This window comes from Yoonia sp. D2-7, assembly GCF_055809435.1.
The window spans coordinates 1,895,217-1,919,188 of record NZ_CM147912.1 but is presented as its reverse complement, the minus strand read 5'-3'; the positions used below and the strand labels follow the sequence as shown (position 1 = coordinate 1,919,188).

Genomic DNA, 23,972 nt, shown 5'->3' with positions numbered 1-23,972 from the left:
ACTTCCCGACTGTCATAAAACTTTTACATTAGTGTCACAAAAGCTTTTGAAACGGGTCCTAAACGGTGCCCAAGGGTCAGGCGATACGCGCCTACCTAACAAATGACTGACTTGGAGATACAAATGTCGTCTTTGAAAATTTCTGCTTCCGTTCTGGCCATCACGGCCATTTCTGCAACTGCTGCTGTTGCACGTGACAACGTTCAGGTTGCTGGTTCTTCTACTGTTTTGCCATACGCATCCATCGTTGCTGAAGCATTCGGCGAAAACTTCGACTTCCCAACACCAGTTGTTGAATCCGGTGGATCATCTGCTGGCCTGAAGCGTTTCTGTGAAGGTGTTGGCGAAAACACCATCGACATCGCAAACTCTTCCCGCCCAATCCGCGAAAGCGACATCGCGCTTTGCACAGAAAACGGCGTGAACGACATCATCGAAGTTCGCATCGGTTATGACGGCATCGTATTTGCATCCCAAATCGACGGTCCTGCATTCACTGCATTTGAAGCATCCGACATCTTCAACGCACTTGGCGAAAAAGTCTTGGTAGACGGTGCAATCGTAGAAAACCCGCACACACAATGGGCTGACTTCAACGCTGAATTGCCAGCGGCTGACATCCTTGCGTTCATCCCGGGCACAAAGCACGGCACACGTGAAGTGTTCGAAGACAAGGTTCTGCTGCAAGGCTGTGAAGACACAGGCGCAATGGAAGCTATGATGGCTGGCGGCATGTCCGAAGACGACGCTGAAGACGCATGTATCTCCGTACGCGGCAACGGCATCACAGTCGACATCGACGGCGACTACACAGAGACACTCGCACGTGTAGATAGCAACCCGAACGGCATCGGCGTGTTTGGTCTGGCGTTCTACGAGAACAACACAGACTCACTGAAAGTGGCGACAATCGGCGGCGTTGAGCCAAAGACAGAAACCATCGCGTCCGGCGAATACCCAGTATCCCGTCCGTTGTTCTTCTTCATCAAGAAAGCCCACATCGGCGTGATCCCAGGTCTGAAAGAATTCGCTGAATTCTTCATCTCTAACGACATCGCTGGTCCATCAGGCCCATTGTCCGACTACGGTCTGGTATCCGATCCAGAACTGTCCGCGACACAGGACGCTGTAGCGAACGAAGACACACTGTAAGGTGTACATGAACTTGGCCTTGAATTAGGTCGCTGAAAAGACCGCGCCACGCTGACAAAACGACAGCGTGGCGCATCATACTTAAAAGGGACGGGGGGTCCTGATGCCTGCAACTTGGCTTTTTGGTGTGTTACTGGTGCTGGCGGTTTTCGGCTATTACGCCGCAAAATCACGCGCTATGACCTCGGGCGGCGGTGACCGTCGCAATCTTCACTCTCTTCCTAGTTATTACGGCGCGAACACGGCGCTCGCGGCTGCGGTCCCAGCCATCGCTGTCTTGATGCTCTGGTTGATTACGCAGCCCATGGCGATCAATTCGATGATCAGTGGTGATCTTGATCCCGCTGTTGCAACAGATGCGGGCGAACGGTCATTGGCCTTAGCTGATGTGCGCCGCGTCGCAGATGGTCTATCCCTCGCGGTAGAGCAGGGCGCATTAACGGCCGACCAAGCCGCATCGCTGAATGTGGAAACGGACGACATTCGAGGAACCTTGGGCAGCGTCGGCGTCGCACTCGGGTCTGATGTCGAACAAAACACGCTGGATATGGCGCAACAGTATCGCAGCCTGTCGGCCACTGGCGACACGTTACGCACCATTGTTGTCGTACTGATCGCGCTTGCCTGCGGGCTTGCCGCCTACATGATGACCAACAAAGATTTTCGGGCGCGCAACTATGTCGAACGCGCCGTGATGGTCGTGCTGATTGCAGCGGCCAGCGTCGCGGTTCTGACAACGATCGGCATTTTCCTGTCGCTGATCACCAACACCATCGACTTTCTCGGACGCTACCCGTTCTTGGACTTCTTGTTTGGCACCAAATGGGAACCGAGTTTTTCCGGTCGTGGCGGTCAATCTGATCTGGGTTTCTTGCCGCTGATCTGGGGTACGCTGTTCATTTCACTGATCGCGCTGATCGTGGCCGTGCCAATCGGGCTGTTTGCGGCGATCTATCTGTCCGAATATGCGTCAAACTCTGTACGATCTGTGGCCAAGCCAATGTTGGAACTGCTCGCAGGTATCCCGACCATCGTTTACGGTTTGTTTGCCTTGCTGACAGTCGGTCCATTGTTGCTGGATGCCTTCGGCGATGGCGGTTGGTTCGGCGTGGATTGGATGACTGGCGGGACGGCTGCCATGACGGCGGGTCTGGTCATGGGCATCATGTTGATCCCCTTTGTCAGCTCATTGTCCGACGACATCATCAACGCAGTGCCACAATCCCTGCGTGACGGGTCCTTTGGCCTTGGTGCGACCCATTCCGAAACCGTCCGCCAAGTCGTCTTGCCAGCCGCATTGCCGGGCATCGTTGGCGCGATCCTGTTGGCCGCATCACGCGCGATTGGTGAGACCATGATCGTGGTCCTTGGGGCAGGGGCTGCGGCATCGCTGTCCATGAACCCATTCGAGGCCATGACGACCGTGACCGCCAAGATCGTCGCACAGCTGACAGGTGACGGGGAATTCAACAGCCCTGAAACGCTGGTGGCCTTCGCGCTTGGGATCACTCTTTTCGTTATCACACTGGGGCTGAACGTTGTCGCCCTGATCATCGTTCGTAAATATCGGGAGCAGTACGACTAATGTCTGACGCCACTGTGACACCATCCGCCGATCCGCACAAAAAGGGCAAATCGCTTCTTGTGAAAGATGCGCGCACCAAAAAGCGGGACGCGGCCGAAAAACGGTTCAAAGCCTACGGCATCGCGGCCATCATGGTTGGGGTTTTGTTCCTCGTTGCCCTGTTATGGGCGATTATTCAGAACGGAACACCTGCCTTCACGCAAACCTACGTGACGCTCGAAGTTGAACTGCTCGAAGAACGGCTCGATCCGAACGGCAATCGCGACATTGAAGAACTGAAAAAGACGTCAACTTTTGGCTACAAACCGTTGATCGAAACGGCGCTGATCAATGCGACCAGTAATATCGAAACAGAAGTTGACGACGGCGACCTTGCTAAAATCCTGTCATCGGGTGCAGCGGCCGTTATTCGCGATCACGTCCTAGCTAACCCTGCCACGATCGGTGAAACCGTCGCGTTCCGTGTGCTGACATCATCACGGGTCGATGGCTATATGAAAGGCCGCGTGCAACGCGAAGATCTTGCGCGGGACAAAAACCTTGATGCAGCACACCTCGATCTGATCGACGTGATGGTGGAACAAGGGTCGGTCGAACGCGTGTTTAACTGGTCCTTCATCACAGGTGCCGACGCATCCGAAAGCCGACCAGAACAAGCAGGGATCGGTGTGTCGATGCTCGGATCGTTCTTTATGATGATCGTTGTGCTGGTCTTGGCATTGCCGATTGGTGTGGCCGCGTCCATCTACCTCGAAGAATTCGCCCCGCAAAACTGGTTCACAGACTTGATCGAGGTGAACATTTCAAACCTCGCCGCTGTGCCGTCTATTGTGTTTGGTATCCTTGGCTTGGCAGCGTTTATTCAAGTCGCACATCTACCGCAATCAGCCCCGCTGGTTGGTGGCCTGACCCTGACGCTGATGACTCTGCCAACCATCGTGATCTCAACACGGGCATCACTGAAATCAGTCCCACCATCCATCCGCGACGCGGCACTGGGTGTCGGGGCCAGCAAAATGCAGTCGGTGTTCCACCATGTGCTACCACTGGCCATGCCGGGTATCCTGACAGGGACAATCATCGGTCTGGCACAGGCGCTTGGTGAAACCGCACCGCTGCTGCTGATCGGTATGGTCGGCTACATCGCATCAAACTACCCCGACGGCGTGGCATCCGGTTTCTTGGACCCGAACTCTGCTATGCCCGCCCAAATCTACGAATGGGCAAAACGGGCAGACCCCGCTTATTATGAACGCGCATGGGGTGGCATCATCATCTTGCTAGTCTTCTTGATGACGATGAACCTGATCGCAATCATCCTGCGCCGCCGCTTTGAGCGCCGCTGGTAAGGGCAGGAGATAGAACAATGGAAGATATGTATCGAATGGATCGCGCTATGAGCACGCAACAGGACGTCAAAATCAGCGCCAAAGGCGTTCAGGTTCACTACGGTGACACACATGCGATCAAGGATGTAAATGTCGAGATCGGCGATAAAACCGTGACGGCCTTTATCGGGCCATCTGGCTGCGGCAAGTCTACTTTTCTGCGTTGTATCAACCGGATGAACGACACAATTGATATCTGCCGCGTTCAAGGTGACATCCTGATCGACGGTGAAGACATCTATGACAGCCGCGTTGATCCGGTCCAATTGCGGGCTAAAGTCGGCATGGTGTTTCAAAAACCGAACCCGTTCCCGAAATCGATCTACGACAACGTAGCATATGGTCCCAAAATCCACGGCCTTGCACGTAACAAGGCTGATCTGGACGACATCGTCGAAAAGGCACTGCGCCGCGGTGCGATCTGGGACGAAGTCAAAGACAGACTTCACGCACCAGGCACCGGCCTGTCAGGCGGTCAGCAGCAACGTCTGTGCATCGCACGGGCTGTAGCGACCGAACCTGAGGTTCTGCTGATGGATGAACCATGTTCGGCGCTGGACCCGATTGCTACGGCTCAGGTCGAAGAACTGATCGACGAATTGCGCCAGAACTACGCGGTGGTCATCGTCACACACTCTATGCAGCAGGCTGCACGTGTGTCGCAGAAGACGGCGTTTTTCCACCTCGGTAACTTGGTTGAATATTCCGACACCGACAAGATTTTCACGAACCCAGAAGACCCACGGACCGAGAGCTACATCTCTGGCCGGATCGGGTAAGGAGCAGGCATCATGGACAACCATATTTCATCCGCCTACGACCGCGATCTCGAAGAAATCCAAGCGCTGGTTATGCGTATGGGCGGGCTTGTCGAACAGGCCATTCTGTCAGCTGCAGAAGCCTTGGCAAACCGCGACCTTGAACTGGCCGAAAACGTGCGGGCAGGGGATAAGGTCATCGACGCCCTAGAAATCCAGATCAACGACGAAGCGGCACGCACCATTGCCTTACGTGCGCCTGTTTCCAAGGACTTACGTAGCATTCTTACAGTTCTTCGCATCGCAGCATCGCTTGAACGGATCGGCGATTACGCGAAAAACATGGCGAAACGGACCGGTACATTGGTCGATATGGCCGCGATTAACGGATCAGACAAAGCGCTCCGTCGTATGGCCCGCGAAGTCCAGCTTATGCTGAAAGATGTGCTGGATTCCTACGTGCGTCGTGATGCTGATTTGGCCGAAGAAGTGCGTCAGCGCGACCATGAAGTCGACCAGATGTACAACGCACTGTTCCGTGAATTCCTGACCTTCATGATGGAAGACCCACGCAACATCACAGCCTGTATGCACTTGCATTTCATGGCGAAAAACGTCGAACGGATGGGTGATTTGGCAACCAATATGGCCGAACAGGTGATCTATCTGGTCACCGGTGAAATGCCCGAAGAAGCACGGCCCAAGGGCGATGAAACATCCTTTGTTCGGACACCGGAGTAAATCAGATGTCGCAGATTCCGCATGTACTTGTGGTAGATGATGAAGCGTCTCAGCGTGAAATGCTGATCTACAATATCGAAGCCGAAGGCTACCGCACGACCAAAGCCAGCAATGGCGAAGACGCATTACTCAGCGTCGCAGAAGATCCGCCTGACGTAATCATTCTGGACTGGATGATGCCAAAGCTGTCCGGCATCGAAGTGTGCCGCCAACTGAAGGTACGGTCAGACACACGCACGATCCCAGTGATCATGCTGTCAGCGCGGACTGAAGAAACAGACAAAGTGCGGGGTCTGGAAACCGGCGCCGACGACTACGTCGAGAAACCGTATTCTGTGACCGAACTGATGGCACGTGTACGCGCACAGCTGCGGCGCGCGCGACCAGCGACAGTCGGACAGACGCTGACATACGACGACATCACACTGGACGCAGAAACGCACCGCGTGACACGTGGCGACGATGCGCTAAAACTTGGACCGACAGAATTCAGGTTGCTCAGCACGTTCATGGAAAAACCGGGACGCGTCTGGTCGCGCGATCAATTGCTGGACCGTGTCTGGGGGCGTGACGTCTACGTGGACACCCGGACAGTCGACGTACACGTCGGACGATTACGCAAAGCGCTGACAGTCTCTGGTGGGCAAGATCCGCTACGGACAGTACGCGGAGCAGGCTACGCGCTCGGTTAATCCAGTAATCGTATAATCAGTATTATGTAATATATTTGGGTTGGAAGGCTGGCTGATTGCGGCCTCCCAGCATGACCCGACGTCAACTAAAGCGTATGCATTACCGGGTTTTCTACCAGAGATTGATAATGACCTCTCACAGCTCAAAAATCGCATTTTCATTTTGCTAAACGCTAACAGACTGTTACTACCCATTTATGGGACACTCTTTCTTAGTACTTAACGGACCAAACTTAAATTTGCTTGGGACGCGTCAACCCGAGGTTTACGGGTCAACGACACTCGCTGATATCGAAGACACTTGCACAGCCAAAGCCACGCAAATGAACGTTGCCGTCAGCTTCCTGCAATCCAATCACGAAGGCATTCTGATCGATGCAATCCATGCGGCGCGTGGCGTTCATGACGGGATCATTCTGAACGCCGGCGCCTACACTCACACGTCGATTGCGATCATGGACGCGATTAAATCCGTTAGCCTTCCGGTGGTTGAACTTCACCTCTCAAACATCCACCAACGCGAAGAATTTCGACACCTGTCCTATATTTCAAAAGTGGCCGTCGGCCAGATTTGCGGCTTTGGCGCAGCGGGTTATCCGTTGGCCATGGACGCGCTTGCCGGATACTTAGGGACAACTGAAACATGAGCCAGACAATTGCGAAATTGTACGAGCTAACGAATGCAAAGACTGTTGAAGAACTGTGGGAAATCCACACAAAACACATGGCAGCCTATGGGTTCAAACGGCTGATATACGCGTTTACGCGTTACTATTCATCTTCCGCCAAGGTCGCGATCGGAGACCCTCAGGACTGGGTTTTGCTGACTAATTTATCCTCCAGTTACGTCGATAAGTTCGTCGAAGATGGTCACTACTTCCACGGCCCCATGATTCAATGGGCCTTGCGCAACGATGGCGCGTGTAGCTGGCGCTGGATGAAGGAAATGATCGGAACCGATCTGGAAAGCCAGAAAGAACACGAAGTCATTGAATTCAATAAATCTTATGGGATCGCAACGGGCTACACACTCAGTTTCCGGTCTGTTTCGCAGCGCAGCAAAGGTGCCATTGCGCTGATCGGTGATGAAGGCATGTCGCAAGATAAGGTTGATCAAATCTGGGCGCAACATGGCGATGAATTGATGGTGCTGAACAACGTCATGCACCTTAAAATCCTCGCCCTGCCCCATTCCGGATCTCGCAAGCTGACGACACGCCAGCGCGAGGTGTTGCAATGGGTTGGTGATGGCAAAACGACGCAAGATATTGCGATCCTTCTTGGCCTCACCGCGGCAACCGTAGAGAAACATCTGCGTCTTGCACGTGAGTCTCTTGATGTAGAGACCACAGCTCAAGCGGTACTAAAGGCCGCCTTTTACAACCAGATGTTCGTCCTCGATAATTGATTTCCAGATAAAAGCCTGACCTTGCGGGGAAATTTTTCCAATTTTCGGCAAAAAGGTCAGGTTTCCCTTACTTTCCTTACGCAAGGTTAACGTCCATTGTGAAGGAGTTCCGTGAGTGGTGGCCTAAGGCCTGGGAACTGTGGGTCATACCCCCCGTTATTTCGGGGATAGGGTGATTTACGCGTCGGTGGTTTGGGGGTTTGCCTTCGGACGCCGGCAACCCGATCTTTTGCGCAATGTCCCCGTCCCAATGGACGCGCAAGGTATCATCGGTAAACACTGCGTTCTCCCGACGCTGTGTAGTTTTGGTTTCTTAACGAGTAGAACGATGGTCGCCCCCGGGCGACCATCGGCGTTTGTTAGACCATTAAGAAGTTAAAATCGTCTATGATGTCCGTCGGTGTTTCTGCGAAGGTATCGTAGTACGTTACAACCGGTGTTTCATCGGGCGCATAATCTGTGACCTTAAACAACCAGGTTTCAGAGTCGTTCCCATCATAATCCAGACGCTGCTCTTTAGCGCCGTCGGCATAGTTAAAAACGAATTGATCGCCGGAATCGAGTTCAGTCCGCGTCTGCAGTCGTGTGCCATCGGCATCATACACAGTGGCCCGTTCCGAATAATTGTAGGCAAGACCATCCGCGGATTTGTCTTCGTCCGTCACAAACAAGACGACGCCGTCTTCTTTTGCCTGTGTCCGAACGCGTCCATCATCGTAGGTCGTTTCACGGATTTCGATTCCAGCTGCCTGATTATAGAAAACATGCATCGCTTCGTAATTGAAGGTGTCCGCCGTATCTTCGATGACTGTGTGCGCCAAACGGCCCTCGTCGTAATAACTGTTCAGCGTCCTTCCATCATCATATGAGACGTTCCGCTCAGTTAGCACGCCATCAGCGCCGTAAACGGCTGCCTTCTGGATGTAATTGTAGGCGTCTGCCTGATCCTCTGTCACCCTGGCGGTCCGCACATTATCTTCAAAGTACTCGGTATCGTAGCGTCCGTTATCGTACTGAACGTATCGATTAACCAAACCGCCATTCGCATCAAACACATCTGCCTTCAGCACAAAGTCATACGCGTCCTGTTGATCGGTCGTGACACGGCTGTCACGTGTGCCGTTGGTATAACTGTCCACGACTTCACGGCCGTCATCATAGTGCGTACGGCGTTCAGTTAACGCGCCAGTTTCGTCGAATGCATCAGCCTTTAGCGCATAGTTAGCGATGTCCGGCGCATCAACGACAATTGTATTTTGCCGTACGCCCGAACTGTAGAAGAGCTCTGTCTGTTCTTGCCCGTTGTCGAAATACGTTTCGCGGGTGCTGATAACGCCGTTTTCATCGTAGTTTGTGTGTCGCTCTGAAAACGACTCAACATCGTAGCTACTATCAAATTCCATTGTTAATGTACGGATTCCATCCTCAAAACGCTCGACCTTCCAAGTGGTACCTAACCCAGAAGCCGAAATTTCAGTAAGATTGCCGTTGTCATCATAGAAACGGCCTTCGCTGTAGATGTTTATGCCGGCGGCATTCGTGATCCATATGGCCGAAGAACCCGACACGAAATTTTCATGTTTCATGCTTCCGTCATCATAGATCGTTTTGATTGACCCAGAGTAATCCGTGGCGAAGTCCGCTGTTATCGTTTCCCAATCATGGGCATCATTTTGGTCCGTGCTGACTTGATAATAGCCATACCCTCCCAGATCATCAGACGAATATTCGACGAGAACACCGTCATCATAAAGCGTTTCGGCTTCAATCAGATGGGTGACGTCTTCTGCCAGTGGATCAGTGAGGCTCAGGTCAACAATTAGGTGGACCTCGGTTTGATAAACATAGTCTTGGCTGCCGCTAACGTCTTCCCGAGTAACAGTTTCATCACGCCACGTCGGATCGTCAAATAGTGAAGAAATCTGAGACGTCTTTTCGTATACATCTCCATCATCATAAACGATCCGTGTCGATGAAATTCGAGGGTCTTGGTCATACGTCCGGACATAGCTGTCCCATGACTTCACCTCCCCCAAATCATATTGCGCGACACCCGTGATTGCGCCGTCTTCACCATAGGTCGTGTTCTTTTCAAGTCCGGTGTCGTCGATTGTCTGTTGGAATAGACGTTGGCCAGGGTTGGTTTCTGAATAGTAGGTAAGAATGCTGTCCCAGCTATGCAGGCTCCCTGCCCCGATCGGCAGATCCGACATCAACGTCACTTGGCCAATTGTCTCGGATACGATGTTCAGCGGATCGACATAGCCATCGGGATGAAAGTCATCCTGTCGGGTCGTTCCATTATCATAAGTGGTCAATTTTGATGTCAGCAAACCACCGTCATCAAACGTGCTTTCAATTGTGGTCCAACCATAAATATCGTCCGGGTCGGTGCGGGTCTCAGTCGTTGGCATTCGTTAGTCTCCAAAAGGTTAACTCTTCCAGAGGTAGAACCGAAATGCGGTACGAATGTGGCAAACTAAACTTATGAAACACCATAAAAAACGGCGCGTATGTCAAACATACGCGCCGTTTCAAAAGCTTGGAAAATGACAGCTTAGCTGTTCATTTTTGCAACTTCAGCGGCAAAGTCTTCAGCAACAACTTCGATGCCTTCGCCTTTTTCAAGACGGACGTAACCAGTGATTTCAACACCAGCTTCTTTGGCAGCTTCTGCAACTGTGTGATCTGGATTCACAACGAACTGTTGGTTCAGCAGTGTCACTTCAGCCATGTATTTCTTCATACGGCCAACGATCATTTTTTCGATCACAGCTTCTGGCTTGCCGGACTCGCGAGCGATGTCCATCTGAACTTGCTTTTCTTTCTCAACAACAGCTGTGTCGAGGGATGCTTCGTCCAGCGCAGCAGGGTTCGTCGCAGCAATGTGCATCGCAACCTGACGACCGAATGCAGCGTTGTCGCCTTTCATAGCAACCAGAACGCCGATGTTGCCCATGTCTGTAGCAGCAGCGTTGTGGACGTAGGAAACCACGTTGTCGCCTTCCAGCGCTTCCATGCGGCGAACGCCCATGTTTTCGCCGATCACAGCAACAGCATCCGTCACAGTCTGCTCAACGGACTTGCCGTTCATGTCAGCTGCTTTCAGTTCTTCTGTTGTGTTCACGCCCAGTGCAACAGCCGCGATACCGCCAACCATTTTCTGGAAATCAGCGTTCTTACCAACGAAGTCTGTTTCAGAGTTCACTTCAACAGCAACACCTTTGTTGCCGGAAACAGCAACAGCAACGAGACCTTCAGCAGCCGTACGGCCGGATTTCTTCGCAGCTTTTGCAAGGCCTTTGGTGCGCAGCCAGTCAACAGCCGCTTCCATGTCACCGTCGTTTTCTGTCAGCGCCTTTTTGGCGTCCATCATGCCTGCGCCAGTGCTGTCGCGCAGTTCTTTTACCATTGCAGCAGTGATTGCCATCTGGTGTCTCCTAAATGGAATTTCGGGTCCGGACAGGAGATACCCCTGCCCGGTTACAATTTTGCGAAACGCAGTGCTTATTCAGCAGCAGCTTCTTCAGCAACAACTTCTTCAGCGAACTCTTCCATTGCGCCAAGATCAACGCCAGCCGCGCCCAATTGAGCGGACATACCGTCAAGTGCTGCACGTGCTGCGAGGTCTGTGTACAATGCGATTGCGCGTGCCGCGTCATCGTTGCCTGGGATCACGTAGTCAACGCCAGCTGGGGAACAGTTGGTATCAACAACAGCTACAACAGGGATGCCCAGTTTCTGTGCTTCTGCGATGGCCAGGTCTTCTTTGTTCACGTCGATGACGAACAGAAGATCAGGAACACCGCCCATTTCGCGGATGCCGCCCAAAGACGCCTGCAGTTTGCCCTGCTCACGTTCCATGCCAAGACGTTCTTTCTTGGTCAGACCAGCAAAGCCGTTCTCGGATGCTTCGTCGATGGACTTCAGACGGTTGATCGACTGGGAAACAGTCTGCCAGTTTGTCAGTGTGCCGCCCAACCAACGGTGGTTCATGTAGAACTGAGCAGACTTTTCAGCAGCATCAGCGATTGGCTTAGCAGCCTGACGCTTTGTACCAACGAAAAGAACGCGGCCGCCTTTAGCGACTGTATCACGGATCACGTTCAACGCTTGGTCAAGCATTGGAACTGTCTGTGTCAGGTCCATGATGTGAATGCCGTTACGGGAACCATAAATGTATGGGCCCATCTTTGGGTTCCAGCGCGCTGTCTGGTGGCCAAAGTGAACGCCTGCTTCGAGCAGCTGACGCATGGTGAACTCAGGAAGAGCCATGTCTTATTCCTTTTCCGGTTTCTAACCTAGGACGGGGGTATCAATGCGGGTGCATCAACCGGTGGATTGCCTGGGATTTCTCCCCATTCAACCCGCCCCGTCTGGGGATTTCGTAGCGGTCAATTAGCGGTGGTTGGTGGGTATTGCAAGCGTCGGATGCCTCCAGCGGGGATATTTAGGGCCAAAAGAAGCCCGCGTCGCGCTAGAACGTCAAAATTGTTGATAATCGACCCTGAAACCAGATCAAGGATGGGTATGCGGCGAGCCATATCCAGAAGAATCGGTTCAGCCCGAACAGGCAGGCGTTTGCGAGGTGAAAACTGGCACCAATTCCCAGTCCTATGATCAGCGCCGTACTGTCTAACAAGGTCAATGGGAACAGAACCTCGAACAACATCACCGCCCAAGACATCACGAACAGCAGCGATCTATGCTGCGCAAGACGGCGTAGTTGTTCACTGACCGGATAGGCCGAAAAAGCAAAGACATCGACCAGCGCCTGACCACGACGCCACGCCGGATTAACGATCTTGATCTGTCCGGAAATGAAGTAAGACAGAACCATCTGCACCGCGAGATAAGCCAATGCCATTTCCTGCCATAATCGCACGGGCAAAATATGTGCGGCCGTGACACACCACAGAATCAGCAGACTCATCTTATCGCTGCCGCCATTATATGGCCCGCCAAAACGTGACAAATTGCGCAGGCTGATAGCACAAAGCACCACCAGACAAAACAGCGTAGCTATACTAAAAAGCAACCCGACACAGGCGACAGCACGGCCCCCAAACCACAACCGATCACTGCGCGTACCGACGGCCAGATGTTCGGCGCACTGCTGGACGAAAGCCAATGCCATCATGATCTCAGTCAGGCGCAACGCCACATCAAACGTCATGACGCTATCTCGGAGAACAACATCATTTCGGAGAGATAAGTCACCTCCGGCGCTGCCCGACTAACAAAGACCAGCCGAAACTGGACCTGATGCGCAGGCTTCACACCCTGCCCCGCCAGATCACGTCCCAACCGGTTCCAAATCTCGTTCAGTGTCTGATCATCCGGCGCAACCGTCAGCCTCTCCGCCAAACTGACCATATAAAGCGTATCATTCCACTGCGGGTTCCAGATCAACCGTCGGGCAAACTGCCACCCCGAAACGGAAAAAGGACGCGGCCGGTATTCCCGCCACGTCCCCTTATTTATCATCCATTCCAGTCGCGGTGACGGTTCAACCGTCTTGAAGAACCGCCAAGACGGGATCAACGCGGGAAGCAGCAAGGACAATACGTGGGCCATGACATAGGCCTACACCCCACGCATTTACCAAGCCGTTAAGCGCTTAGAGGAACACCCGTTCGATGACCCAGTAGATACCGATGACCGCAATAAACACGGACGCAGGGATCGTCACGATCCGGCGATACGCATCCACATGATCACGCATGACCACTGAACCGAAGCACAGGACGAAGATCATCAGCATTGGGGCCAGGAACACATATGGCGGGTTCTCGAGCACCTCGGCCATGCCGGAAGGCGACCAGACCAACAACGCAATCGTCGCTGCAATCAGGACGGCGTAGACAGCCATACCCTGATTTGCCTCATTGGCACCACGGTCGATACGGATCGCCTGCCAAACAGCCAAGAACATCATCGCGATCACAGCCAACTGGCCGACTTCGACGCCGACGTTGAAACCAATCAATGCGGGGACAAACGTTCCATCCGGCAAACCGAATTCGGCCAGAACAGACGCAAAGCCCAGACCGTGCAGCAGACCAAATCCAAAGATTACGATTGGCCGCCATGGGCTAAGATTACGCATAAAGATGTTTTCAATCGCGACATACGCGATGGACGCTGCAATCAACGGCTCAACAATTGCGCCCGAAATCCTAACGTACCCAAGTGCCGCAGCAGCCAGTGTGATCGTGTGGGCCAATGTGAACAATGTCACCTGTGTCAGCAGTGGACGCATCCGTGTCGACAAGAAGAACAACCCGAGGACAAACAGGATGTGGTCCAAGCCCTTTGGCACAATGTGATCAAAACCAACCGGAATGTAGTTCACAAAGGTTTCCCATCCGCCGGCCTGATTGCCACCGGCCAATGCAATCGGATCCGTCAAAGCACCAGCTTCGAGGAAACCGTCATAGGGCGCATCCACGCCTTGCTGACGCAGCACAAGCGCGCCAAACTCTTTGGCCCAACCGACCTGTACAGTCTCAGGCGCAGTCCCATCCGGGAATGGCGCGATGAAAGAAACGTAAGTTTCACGGATCGTTTCAACATCGCCCGTTTCGGCGATTGTGAAACCGGACAACTCCGGCGTAACCGCTGTGCCGTCCATCAAAATCGTGACACGATCCGCCATTTCAGGCCAGAACGCTTCAAACCGTGCGCCCAATTCTTCGGCGGACAACGCCCGCAATGCGTCGTAGTCGGCGGCTTGTGGCGCATCATTTGTGTCTGCGGTTTCCGTCAGATCGATTCCGGCGATAAAGCTTTCAACGTTCAAGCGAACATTGAACTCTAGACTATCATCAACCTGCTCCATATCCGCGATGGCAGGCAGAACTTCATGCGCCCGCGCCGGTAACGCTGACGCGAGCCAGATCGCAATCATGGTTGACACGGCGGCCAGATGCCACAGGTTGTTGACCAAGTTAAAGGATTTTAAAATGCGCATCTCTGCCCTCGTTTTTGCACTGTCGTCTCTCACCGTTGCTCCAGCCGTTTCATCGGCGCATGAGCTTTGGTTAGAGCCACTTGCCTATCAGGTAGAGCGCGATGGTCAATTGCAAGCGCAGATCAAAAACGGCGAAGACTTTGCAGGGACAACCCTGCCCTATCTCGACCGCCGTTTCCGCCACTTCATCACCTTCAACGATGGCAGCGGTATCAAAGTGACAGGGCGCAATGGCGATATTCCTGCGCTGAACATGGCTGCCAGCCGCAACGGGCTTAACGTGTTGGCCTACCAGTCAACGCCAGCCACGATCACCTACGAAAGCTGGGAAAAGTTTCAGAAGTTCGTCGATCACAAAGATTTCGGCGATGTGCGGCCCGAGCATGACGCGCGCGGCCTGCCGGAATCAGATTTTACAGAAACATACGTGCGCTATTCCAAATCACTCATCGGCGTTGGCGACAGCACGGGTGCGGATCAACGGGTTGGGTTGGAAACTGAAATGGTCGCACTGACCAATCCATACACCGATGACTTGTCCGAAGGTTTCAAAGTTCAGTTGTTTTACGGCGCAGACGTCCGTGCAAATGAACAAATTGAAGTCTTTGCCAAAGCACCAGATGACACGGTGACTGTCAGCCTCGTGCGGACCGATGCAGATGGTATTGCCACCGTTCCAGTGACGTCCGGCACAGCTTACCAACTGGACGCAGTCGTTTTACGCGCTGCAACTGGTCAGGCCGAAGCCAGCGGTTCGGCTTACGAAACGTTGTGGGCAAATATGACGTTTATGGCCCCCTGATGGCGCTTGTCCTTTCGTCTGCCCTAGGTCAGAAGTCGGGACATGACACAACAAACAGATATCCTTTGTATTGGATCGGTCCTGTGGGACGTGATCGGACGCGCAGCCAGCCATATGCGGGTCGGCAGCGATGTGCCGGGGCGGATTACACGTTTACCCGGCGGTGTGGCGATGAACATCGCAATGACGTTGTCGCGGTTCGGGCTGACACCTGCCCTTCTGACCGCAATCGGTAAAGACGCCGAAGGTGACGAACTCATCGCCGAAGCCATTCGAATGGGCATGATCACCGACTATGTGTATCGGTCCGACGATTTACCAACTGACGTATATATGGCCATTGAGGGTGCGAACGGGCTGATCGCAGCAATCGCCGATGCACATTCGCTCGAAGCGGCAGGCGCGAAGATCCTGCGCGCCATGGAGGACGGCCAGCTCGGCACGCCAAATGCGCCATTCGACGGACCCGTGGCACTGGACGGCAATCTGACGGAAGAACTGCTGCAACAGATCGCGACATCCCCTCTGTTCGCGAAGGCTGATCTACGTGTGGCACCCGCATCACCGGGCAAAGCCAACCGCCTTCTTGCCCTGCTCGGTCATCCATCAGCGACGCTTTACGTGAACCTCGAAGAAGCGGGTCTTTTGTGCCAAACGACCTTTGAAAACGCAAACGACGCAGTGCACGCCTTGTGCACGCGTGGTGCACACCGTGTGCTGGTCACTGATGGCGGTAAAACTGCAGCCGAAGGCACCGCTGGCGACGTGATCGAAGCCACCCCACCCGCGGTCATGGTCACACGCGTGACCGGTGCCGGCGACACATTTATGGCGGCCCATATTGCATCCGAAGTGCAAGGCATGGACCGCACCGCAGCCCTGACGCGCGCGCTGAACGCCGCCGCGACCTACGTATCCGGAGAAACACCCCTATGATCCCTATCAGCTATAGCGCCGAAGTCGCCACAGCCCGCGAAAACGGCACACCTATCGTGGCGCTTGAAAGCACGATTATCACCCACGGCATGCCGTATCCGCAGAACGTGGAAACAGCACGGCTAGTCGAACAAGATGTGCGCGATAACAACGCAGTACCGGCCACAATTGCAGTCATGAACGGCGTTCTGCACATCGGACTGTCCGACGACGAACTGGAAGCACTTGGCAAATCCGAAAACGTCGCAAAACTATCGCGCGCGGATATCGCCGCCTGTATCGCAACAGGTGGCACAGGTGCAACAACCGTTGCCGCCACGATGATCGGCGCGGCCCAAGCGGGCATTTCGGTCTTTGCGACAGGCGGAATCGGCGGGGTCCATAAGGGGGCGGAAGAAACCTTTGATATCTCTGCCGATTTGCAGGAATTGGCGCTGACACCCGTCACTGTGGTTGCAGCAGGTGCGAAAGCGATCCTCGACTTAAACAAAACCTACGAAGTCCTTGAAACCCTTGGTGTTCCCGTGATCACGCTTGGGCAAGACATGCTGCCTGCATTCTGGTCCGCCACATCCGATTTGGCGTCACCACTGCGCATGGACAATGCAAGCGATATCGCGAAATCACACGCGATGCGCGGTGAAATGGGCCTGTCTGGAGGACAGCTTGTCTGCAACCCAATTCCCCAAGACGCCCAAATCCCAGCAGAGGTTTTGGCACCCGTCATCGCACAGGCGCTCGCCGAAGCTGACGCGCAAAACATCAACGCGAAAGCGGTCACGCCGTTCTTGTTGGGGCGCATTTTCGAACTGACAGAGGGCCGATCGCTAACTGCAAACATCGCACTGGTACGCAACAACGCGCGGGTCGCCGCAGAAATCGCGGTCGCACTCAGCAAAACCTAACCCGCCCGTCCATCACTTCGGTCTGGCCTTGTGGCTTTCACTGCAAATCCCTACATCGATGGATAAGCAACTGGACCTCTTATGAAAAACGATCAAATTCCACAAACGCCTCCGCCCCCGCGCAAGCACGGTTTTTTTGCCGGTGTACGGGGTAATTTTCTGGCCGGTTTGATCATCGTCGCCCCCATCGGGCTGACGTTCTATTTCATATGGACCATCGTTGGCTGGGTCGATGGCTGGGTCTGGCCGTTTGTGCCAACCGCCTACCACCCCGAAGCGCTGATCAACCGCTTTTTTGGCAATCCGGAAAACCCGATTAGCGTGAACGTGCGCGGGATCGGCGTTGTTATCTTCCTGCTGTTCACAATCCTTGTTGGTTGGATCGGCAAAGGGTTGATGGGGCGGTCGCTGATCCGGTTTGGCGAACGCTTTGTCGAACGGATGCCCGTCGTGCGTTCGATCTACAACGGTGTGAAACAGATCGCAGAAACCGTTTTTTCCCAACGAGATACGTCGTTTGATAAAGCCTGCCTGATCGAATACCCGCGCCGTGGCATTTGGGCGATTGCGTTCATTTCGACCAACGCGAAAGGTGAAATCCACACCAAACTATCGGATGGCGACGACATCGCGACCGTATTCTTGCCAACGACGCCGAACCCGACATCCGGCTTTTTGCTGTTCCTACCGCGCAGAGATGTCAAAGAACTCGACATGACCGTCGAAGACGCAGCGAAGCTGGTGATTTCCGCGGGTCTCGTTTATCCGAACACAACCGATCCAACAAAGCCGCCAGCACCATGATCACAGCCTCCATTACAGGGTTTGCCACAAGTTTTGCATTAATCCTCGCCATCGGCGCACAAAACGCCTTTGTCCTGCGGCAAGGATTGCTGAAAACGCATGTGTTTCCACTCGCGTTGTTTTGCGCGCTGTCCGACGCCGCGCTGATTATCGCTGGTGTCTGGGGGTTTGGGGCCATCGTAGCCCTTTGGCCAGCGCTTCCGACGATCATGGCCTACGCGGGTGCTGCGTTCTTGTTCTGTTATGGTTTGATGCGGTTTTGGGCCGCTTACATTGGTGATTATGACATGCAGCTTGCGGGTCAGTCAGGGACGTTGGCCGCGACCATCGCAACGGCGGCTGCCTTCACATGGTTGAACCCGCATGTCTACCTCGACACGCTCGGGCTTATCGGCGCGATTTCAACGCAGTTCCAAGGCACCGAAAAGCTTGGCTTCGGTATCGGTGCGGTCACATCGTCCTTCGTGTTCTTCTTCAGCCTCGCCTACGGCGCGCGCCTGCTGGCACCGCTCATGCGATCCGCGAAAGCATGGCGGGTCTTGGACGTCCTTATCGGCATCGTCATGTGGGCTTTGGCGTTCAAGCTATTGTTTAGCTGAACATTTCTTCCAGATCGACGGTGCTGCGTTTGTTCAGATCAGCCTTGTGATTTTCCAAGAAGACCGTCGCCGCCGCCTCCCCGGCTTCAAACAAGCGTGCTAGAATAACCGGAGTCGGAATCGTCTTCGTCGCCACGTTCAATTCGTTCATCAATTCATCGTCCGCGATCATGTGAACGAGCACGTTTTTCATGCTGCCTTCAGGCAGTTTGTGATCAACCAACAGTCGCTTTACAAACGCAATCGCCCGCAGTTCGCGCAACAATGACGTGTTAAAGCTGATTTCGTTGATCCGGTTATGAATGGCCTGGGAATTCATCGGCAGCTCATGACGACACAGCGGGTTGATATTGATGACCAAGACGTCGTCGGGCAAATGCGGTTCAAACAAAGGAAAAAGCGCAGGGTTTCCGGTATAACCACCGTCCCAATAGGCTTCCATTTTGCCCGTAGCGGGGTCAACAAATTCGACAGCTTGGAACAGACTTGGCAGACAAGCCGATGCCATAAGCGCCTCGGGCGACACATCTTCCCCCGTGAACACGCGGATCTTCCCTGTACGCACGTTGGTGGCGCAGATGTTGATTTCCGGCCCTTCGGGATTGCACACCTCGTCGAAATGGAAATCGCGGACGATCTTTTCCAACGGGTTCTGCAGTGCAGGCCCATACAGGTACGGAGACATCAGTTTTGTCGTCAGATCAAAGGCTTGATACGCAGGTGACATCTCCAGCACCTTGGCCATAGCCGCAGCATTCGGTGTCAATCCGCTGATCCAACCGGTCCAGCGGTCGTCCGTGACCGCACCGACCTGTTCCCAGAACCAACGAAGGTTGTCGCGGGCACCTTGGCGTCCCCCCGCGACCATACCGGCCTTAAGGGCGGCAGCATTCAACGCCCCCGCAGACGTACCAGAAATGCCTGCAATTTCGATGTCTTCGTCTTGTAGGATGACATCAAGCACACCCCACGTGAACGCCCCATGGGCCCCGCCACCTTGCAGGGCCAGATTGATTTTCTTCGGTGCCATTACAGCGCCGTCCAGCCGCCATCGACGCTAATCGTTGTGCCGGTGATCTGCGCCGCTGCATCCGAACACAAAAACGCGGCAGTGCCGCCCAGCTGTTCAGTGGTTGCAAATTCCTTGGACGGCTGACGTTCCAACAGAACCTCTTTGATGACGGTTTCGCGGTCCATGCCGTATTCCTTCATCGTCTCAGGAATTTGCGCATCCACCAGCGGCGTCAGCACGTAGCCAGGACAGATGGCATTGGCGGTAATCGGTTCCTGTGCGGTCTCAAGGGCCACCACTTTGGTCATGCCAACGATCCCGTGCTTCGCTGCGACATAAGCGGATTTATAAGGGGACGCTGTCAAACCGTGCGCGGACGCAATGTTGATCACCCGCCCCCAGCCTTTTTCGCGCATACCTGTCAGAGCAGCGGCAGTGGTATGAAACGCAGAGGACATGTTGATCGCAATGATCGCGTCCCACTTAGCTGCGGGAAATTCTTCAATCGGAGCCACGTGCTGAATACCAGCATTGTTGATCAGGATATCGCAGCCACCTGATTCGACGATCAACCTGCGGCAGTCATCGCCTTTGGACATATCGGCGGCAACGTATTTCGCCTCAACGCCAAAATTCGTGGCGATCTCGGCGGCAAGCGCATGATCTTCGTCACGGTCAGTAAATGAATTCAAAACAACATTCGCCCCCTGCTTTGCCAATTCGCGCGCGACGCCAAGGCCGATGCCTGAATTTGAACCTGTGATGACGGCTGTCTTACCTTGAAGGGACATGGGAGCTCCTGAATACGAAACAATGGGTATCTTTGGTGTTGCTTATACATGCTGCAACTGCGAAAGACACCAAACGTTCCGTACCCATCGGTCAATCAATGGGCGCATGACGGGAATGTGAAAATTCAAATACCACCCAGCCAAAAAAAACGCCCGCACAAGGCGGGCGTAAGTCATTGAGGCAGGTTTCATACAGGCAAGAAACCTATCGAGCAGTGACTTCTTTATAAGCAATGACTTGCACGAGTCCAAGCTAAAAGTTTGAAAACCCTGACAACCCTGTTTACGCTGAGGATCAACACACATTGGGACCAGGGGGATTGTCACCAAAATGATAACAGAGTTTTTCAAGCCACTTTCCAAGATCGGCGCCGCAACGGCACTGATTCTGACTGCGGGAATCGGCCATGCCGAACCGCAGCATGGCATCGCTATGTATGGTGAACCTGCACTTCCACCAGATTTCGTGTCTCTGCCCTACGCAAACCCTGACGCGCCGACTGGCGGCAAAATCGTCACGGCCAACGTCGGTAGCTTCGACAGCCTTAACCCGTACATCCTGAAAGGCTCTGTTCATTGGCAGATGCGTTACTTGATCGGTGAAAGCCTGATGGGCCGTTCTTTGGACGAACCATTCTCCCTTTACGGCGTTCTGGCCGAAACGATCGAAACCGGACCGAATCGCGAATGGGTTGAATTTGTGCTGCGTCCGGAAGCCAAATTCTCTGACGGCAGCCCCGTGACCGTCGAAGATGTGATCTGGTCTTTTGAAACTCTCGGGACCGTTGGCCACCCGCGCTATCACGGGTTCTACGGCAAGATCGACACGCTTGAACAAACGGGCGAACGGTCCGTGAAGTTCACGTTCAACACCGAAGACCGTGAATTGGCACTGCTCGCAGGCCTGCGCCCGATTCTGCAAAAAGCCCAGTGGGAAGGCGTTGATTTCGCCGAATCCGGTGTCGACATCCTGCCGATCACATCCGGTCCTTACGTGATCGACGATTTTGATGCGGGTCGTTTTATCTCGTTGAAGCGGAATCCCGATTACTGGGGCCGCGACGTCGTTCCGTTTATGAACGGTGTCCACAATATCGACGAAGTCCGTCTTGAATTCTTTGGCGATGAAACAGCCGCTTTCGAGGCCTTCAAAGTCGGCGAAGTGAACACAAACCGCGAATTCAACGTTGCGCGTTGGGATACGACATACAACTTCCCGTCCATCGAATCCGGTGACGTTGTGAAATCGGTCCTGCCACATGAACGCCCGTCAGGCATGACCGGCTTTGTGATGAACACACGCCGCGATCAGTTCAAAGACTGGCGGGTGCGTGATGCGTTGATCCATGCGTTCAACTTTGAATTCATCAATGAATCAATGACCGGCTCAGCACAGCCACGGATCACGTCCTACTGGTCCAATTCGCCACTCGCGATGGACGAAGGTCCGGCAACGGGGCGCGTCGCTGAATTCCTCGCACCATTCGCGGATGATCTGACACCTGGCACATTGGAAGGCTACACCCTGCCCGCCTCTGACGGATCCGAACGGAACCGCGCAAACATTGGTGCCGCACTCGCACAGTTCGAAGCTGCTGGCTGGACCGTGCAAGACGGTGCCTTGAAGGATGCGGACGGGAACGACTTCACGTTTGAAATCCTTTTGCAGGTGGGTGCTACTGAACCGCAAGCGATCATCGACATGTATGTCGAAGCCCTATCGCGGGTTGGTATCACGCCAACATTGGCCACGGCTGACAGTGCCCAGTTCAAAGAACGCACTGACGCCTTTGATTTCGACATGACGTACTACCGTCGCGGAGTGTCCTTGTCGCCGGGCAACGAACAGTACAGCTACTACGGAATGGATTCCGTGGACACTGTCGGTGGTCGCAACCTGATGGGAGTGAGTTCCGAAGCGGTGGATGCGATGATTGGGCGTTTGCTGACATCGGAAAGCCAAGACGACTTTGTCGCGGCTGTGAAGGCACTGGACCGCGTTCTGACCGCTGGCCGCTATGTAATCCCGATCTATCAGTGGAATATCAGCCGTATCGCTCATGCCAAAGAACTGCATTACCCTGAAAACTTGCCGATCTTCGGCGATTGGCCCGGTTGGCAGCCTGACGTTTGGTGGTATGACGAATAAACGATCAACGTTTTGATCACGATTTTAGGGCCCGGCAGCGTTTGTTGCCGGGCTTTGTTTACGAAGGATAGAACATGAAAAAGCTCGTTTTGATTGCAGTTATCGGCGCCGCACTGGCCGCCTGTACCCCAGTCCGCACCGTCGGCAACGTTGCTGTCGGCGCAGGCCAAGTCGCATTGGGCGCAGCCGACCTCGTCCTGTAAGTCCACGCCATGGCGGAACGAATTCTGCGTCCGGTGGTTACGCTTCCAAACGCAAAAGGAGTTTCCCATGCAGTGGACAACGATTGAAACCAACTGGACCGCCTATGTACCCCGCCTGCTGACGCGCTGGCCTGATCTGAACGAAAACACGCTGCTGGCCACAGACGGACGTATGCCCGAAGTGGTGAAGCACATCGGCGCGGTAGAACAGGCCGACACAGTTGTTGCGCGCGACATGCTGAAAGAATGGATGATGGGTGCTGAACCGGCAGACGCGGTCATGGACGAAACCCGTGATAACGCACGTATTCTCAGCACCAATGCCGACGTGTCTGATGGTGAAGACGTCTATTCAGACGATGCGAAATTCGGTGATGACAATGTGGCGGATACACCAATGGGCCGCAATTAAGACAGCGATGTCACCCAGAGGATGGTGGCATCCTCTACACTTACGGACACCACGTTGTGTCCCATGGCAGCGTCATAATAGGCGCTGTCACCACGTTTCATCTCTACCGGTTCGTAGAATTCGGTGTAGAGCTTGATCGCACCCGTCAGAACATACAGGAATTCTTCCCCGTCGTGACGCACCCATCCGTCAAATTCATCCATACTGCGCGCGCGGATTTGGGCGCGATACGGCAGCATTGCCTTTTGGGTTAAGGTTTCAGCCAGCAGATCATGCTCATAGGTCGTAGTGATCTGATGCGTTCCTTCGCCAGATTTGGTCAGCGCCATGCGTCCGTTCACTTGCCCCTTAGACGGCGGCGTGAACAATTGCGGCACGGAAATCTCAAGACCCACGGCCAGTTTTTTCAAAGCCTCGTAGGTCGGCGACATCTGACCGTTCTCGATCTTCGACAATGTAGATCGTGCCAATCCTGCTTGGTTCGCCGCTTGTTCCAACGTCCAGTCGCGAGCCTTGCGCAGTTCACGCACCCGCGCCCCTAGATCAAGCGGCTGCCCTTCGTCGTTCGCTCCGTTTTCACGGGCAATTTGGATAAGGCTTTTGGGATCAAGGTCAGTCATACGTCCTTGTATCCGAAACGCGCATAGGCTTGCAATGCAGCA

The 23,972-nt window shown here is 54.0% G+C and carries 25 protein-coding genes; 16 read left to right on the top strand and 9 right to left on the bottom strand.

Features of this window, described 5'->3' with window-relative positions; genetic code table 11:
- Nucleotides 1-123: 123 nt before the first annotated feature.
- The 8 genes from AC0L7R_RS09335 to AC0L7R_RS09300 all read left to right on the top strand — a co-directional run bounded on the left by AC0L7R_RS09335 (nucleotide 124) and on the right by AC0L7R_RS09300 (nucleotide 7,724).
- On the top strand, nucleotides 124-1,152 hold the full coding sequence (locus tag AC0L7R_RS09335) for a substrate-binding domain-containing protein (RefSeq protein WP_348106823.1): 1,029 nt from the start codon (nucleotides 124-126) through the stop codon (nucleotides 1,150-1,152).
- Nucleotides 1,153-1,255: 103 nt separating this feature from the next.
- Entirely contained in the window at nucleotides 1,256-2,737 is a 1,482-nt protein-coding gene (pstC, locus tag AC0L7R_RS09330) for a phosphate ABC transporter permease subunit PstC (protein ID WP_473656584.1), read from the top strand.
- Nucleotides 2,737-4,086, top strand: coding sequence for a phosphate ABC transporter permease PstA (pstA, locus tag AC0L7R_RS09325; RefSeq protein WP_473656582.1), 1,350 nt, complete (start codon nucleotides 2,737-2,739; stop codon nucleotides 4,084-4,086). Before pstC ends, pstA begins: the two co-directional genes overlap by 1 nt.
- Before the next feature lie 17 nt (nucleotides 4,087-4,103).
- Nucleotides 4,104-4,904: a phosphate ABC transporter ATP-binding protein PstB gene (gene pstB / locus AC0L7R_RS09320; protein ID WP_281501940.1), complete on the top strand. Its 801-nt coding sequence runs from the start codon at nucleotides 4,104-4,106 to the stop codon at nucleotides 4,902-4,904.
- A gap of 12 nt (nucleotides 4,905-4,916) precedes the next feature.
- Nucleotides 4,917-5,624 (top strand): phosphate signaling complex protein PhoU, encoded by a 708-nt coding sequence (phoU, locus tag AC0L7R_RS09315; protein ID WP_348106826.1) that lies wholly within the window; start codon nucleotides 4,917-4,919, stop codon nucleotides 5,622-5,624.
- A 5-nt stretch (nucleotides 5,625-5,629) separates the two neighbouring features.
- A complete protein-coding gene (phoB, locus tag AC0L7R_RS09310; RefSeq protein ID WP_247127182.1) occupies nucleotides 5,630-6,316 on the top strand; it encodes a phosphate regulon transcriptional regulator PhoB in 687 nt (228 codons plus the stop codon).
- Nucleotides 6,317-6,513: 197 nt separating this feature from the next.
- Nucleotides 6,514-6,963 carry a type II 3-dehydroquinate dehydratase gene (gene aroQ, locus AC0L7R_RS09305; RefSeq protein WP_473656581.1) on the top strand — a complete coding sequence of 150 codons (450 nt, stop codon included), beginning with the start codon at nucleotides 6,514-6,516 and terminating at the stop codon, nucleotides 6,961-6,963.
- Nucleotides 6,960-7,724: an autoinducer binding domain-containing protein gene (locus tag AC0L7R_RS09300; RefSeq protein ID WP_348106828.1), complete on the top strand. Its 765-nt coding sequence runs from the start codon at nucleotides 6,960-6,962 to the stop codon at nucleotides 7,722-7,724. The genes aroQ and AC0L7R_RS09300 overlap by 4 nt, the downstream gene beginning before the upstream one ends.
- 359 nt (nucleotides 7,725-8,083) lie before the next feature.
- Here AC0L7R_RS09300 and AC0L7R_RS09295 read toward each other — a convergent pair whose 3' ends face one another.
- From AC0L7R_RS09295 to AC0L7R_RS09270, 6 genes are all read right to left on the bottom strand, one after another.
- Nucleotides 8,084-10,138, bottom strand: a complete 2,055-nt coding sequence (locus AC0L7R_RS09295) for a hypothetical protein (protein ID WP_473656580.1) — start codon at nucleotides 10,136-10,138, stop codon at nucleotides 8,084-8,086.
- A 143-nt stretch (nucleotides 10,139-10,281) separates the two neighbouring features.
- The gene (tsf, locus tag AC0L7R_RS09290; protein WP_247130012.1) at nucleotides 10,282-11,154 is read right to left on the bottom strand and encodes a translation elongation factor Ts; all 873 of its coding nucleotides are present in this window, start codon (nucleotides 11,152-11,154) and stop codon (nucleotides 10,282-10,284) included.
- 77 nt (nucleotides 11,155-11,231) lie between these two features.
- Complete coding sequence (rpsB, locus tag AC0L7R_RS09285) at nucleotides 11,232-11,999, bottom strand: 30S ribosomal protein S2 (RefSeq protein WP_247130013.1); 768 nt, start codon at nucleotides 11,997-11,999, stop codon at nucleotides 11,232-11,234.
- Between the two features lie 202 nt (nucleotides 12,000-12,201).
- The gene (locus AC0L7R_RS09280) at nucleotides 12,202-12,888 is read right to left on the bottom strand and encodes an HTTM domain-containing protein (RefSeq protein WP_473656578.1); all 687 of its coding nucleotides are present in this window, start codon (nucleotides 12,886-12,888) and stop codon (nucleotides 12,202-12,204) included.
- An 8-nt stretch (nucleotides 12,889-12,896) separates the two neighbouring features.
- Nucleotides 12,897-13,301, bottom strand: a complete 405-nt coding sequence (locus AC0L7R_RS09275; protein WP_473656576.1) for a hypothetical protein — start codon at nucleotides 13,299-13,301, stop codon at nucleotides 12,897-12,899.
- Between the two features lie 43 nt (nucleotides 13,302-13,344).
- A complete protein-coding gene (locus tag AC0L7R_RS09270) occupies nucleotides 13,345-14,697 on the bottom strand; it encodes a HupE/UreJ family protein (protein ID WP_473656575.1) in 1,353 nt (450 codons plus the stop codon).
- Here AC0L7R_RS09270 and AC0L7R_RS09265 point away from each other — a divergent pair.
- The 5 genes from AC0L7R_RS09265 to AC0L7R_RS09245 all read left to right on the top strand — a co-directional run bounded on the left by AC0L7R_RS09265 (nucleotide 14,690) and on the right by AC0L7R_RS09245 (nucleotide 18,743).
- Entirely contained in the window at nucleotides 14,690-15,499 is an 810-nt protein-coding gene (locus tag AC0L7R_RS09265) for a DUF4198 domain-containing protein (protein ID WP_473656574.1), read from the top strand. The two genes, AC0L7R_RS09270 and AC0L7R_RS09265, sit on opposite strands and share 8 nt — an antisense overlap.
- Nucleotides 15,500-15,541: 42 nt before the next feature.
- The gene (locus AC0L7R_RS09260) at nucleotides 15,542-16,435 is read left to right on the top strand and encodes a PfkB family carbohydrate kinase (RefSeq protein ID WP_473656573.1); all 894 of its coding nucleotides are present in this window, start codon (nucleotides 15,542-15,544) and stop codon (nucleotides 16,433-16,435) included.
- The gene (locus tag AC0L7R_RS09255) at nucleotides 16,432-17,340 is read left to right on the top strand and encodes a pseudouridine-5'-phosphate glycosidase (RefSeq protein WP_473656571.1); all 909 of its coding nucleotides are present in this window, start codon (nucleotides 16,432-16,434) and stop codon (nucleotides 17,338-17,340) included. Before AC0L7R_RS09260 ends, AC0L7R_RS09255 begins: the two co-directional genes overlap by 4 nt.
- 81 nt (nucleotides 17,341-17,421) lie before the next feature.
- The gene (locus AC0L7R_RS09250) at nucleotides 17,422-18,144 is read left to right on the top strand and encodes a DUF502 domain-containing protein (RefSeq protein ID WP_247130020.1); all 723 of its coding nucleotides are present in this window, start codon (nucleotides 17,422-17,424) and stop codon (nucleotides 18,142-18,144) included.
- A complete protein-coding gene (locus tag AC0L7R_RS09245) occupies nucleotides 18,141-18,743 on the top strand; it encodes a LysE family transporter (protein ID WP_473656570.1) in 603 nt (200 codons plus the stop codon). Before AC0L7R_RS09250 ends, AC0L7R_RS09245 begins: the two co-directional genes overlap by 4 nt.
- Here AC0L7R_RS09245 and AC0L7R_RS09240 read toward each other — a convergent pair.
- Nucleotides 18,736-19,773, bottom strand: coding sequence for a patatin-like phospholipase family protein (locus AC0L7R_RS09240; protein ID WP_473656568.1), 1,038 nt, complete (start codon nucleotides 19,771-19,773; stop codon nucleotides 18,736-18,738). The genes AC0L7R_RS09245 and AC0L7R_RS09240 overlap by 8 nt on opposite strands.
- The gene (locus AC0L7R_RS09235; RefSeq protein ID WP_247130023.1) at nucleotides 19,773-20,546 is read right to left on the bottom strand and encodes a 3-hydroxybutyrate dehydrogenase; all 774 of its coding nucleotides are present in this window, start codon (nucleotides 20,544-20,546) and stop codon (nucleotides 19,773-19,775) included. The genes AC0L7R_RS09240 and AC0L7R_RS09235 overlap by 1 nt, the downstream gene beginning before the upstream one ends.
- Before the next feature lie 331 nt (nucleotides 20,547-20,877).
- Between AC0L7R_RS09235 and AC0L7R_RS09230 the strand changes: the two genes are divergently transcribed.
- The 3 genes from AC0L7R_RS09230 to AC0L7R_RS09220 all read left to right on the top strand — a co-directional run bounded on the left by AC0L7R_RS09230 (nucleotide 20,878) and on the right by AC0L7R_RS09220 (nucleotide 23,310).
- Nucleotides 20,878-22,695, top strand: coding sequence for an ABC transporter substrate-binding protein (locus AC0L7R_RS09230; protein ID WP_473656567.1), 1,818 nt, complete (start codon nucleotides 20,878-20,880; stop codon nucleotides 22,693-22,695).
- Between the two features lie 74 nt (nucleotides 22,696-22,769).
- Nucleotides 22,770-22,898 (top strand): hypothetical protein, encoded by a 129-nt coding sequence (locus AC0L7R_RS09225; RefSeq protein ID WP_281502263.1) that lies wholly within the window; start codon nucleotides 22,770-22,772, stop codon nucleotides 22,896-22,898.
- Between the two features lie 67 nt (nucleotides 22,899-22,965).
- Nucleotides 22,966-23,310 (top strand): hypothetical protein, encoded by a 345-nt coding sequence (locus AC0L7R_RS09220; RefSeq protein WP_473656565.1) that lies wholly within the window; start codon nucleotides 22,966-22,968, stop codon nucleotides 23,308-23,310.
- On the opposite strand, the gene AC0L7R_RS09215 is transcribed toward AC0L7R_RS09220, so the two are convergent.
- On the bottom strand, nucleotides 23,307-23,930 hold the full coding sequence (locus tag AC0L7R_RS09215) for a helix-turn-helix domain-containing protein (RefSeq protein WP_473656564.1): 624 nt from the start codon (nucleotides 23,928-23,930) through the stop codon (nucleotides 23,307-23,309). The two genes, AC0L7R_RS09220 and AC0L7R_RS09215, sit on opposite strands and share 4 nt — an antisense overlap.
- Nucleotides 23,931-23,972: the final 42 nt, after the last annotated feature.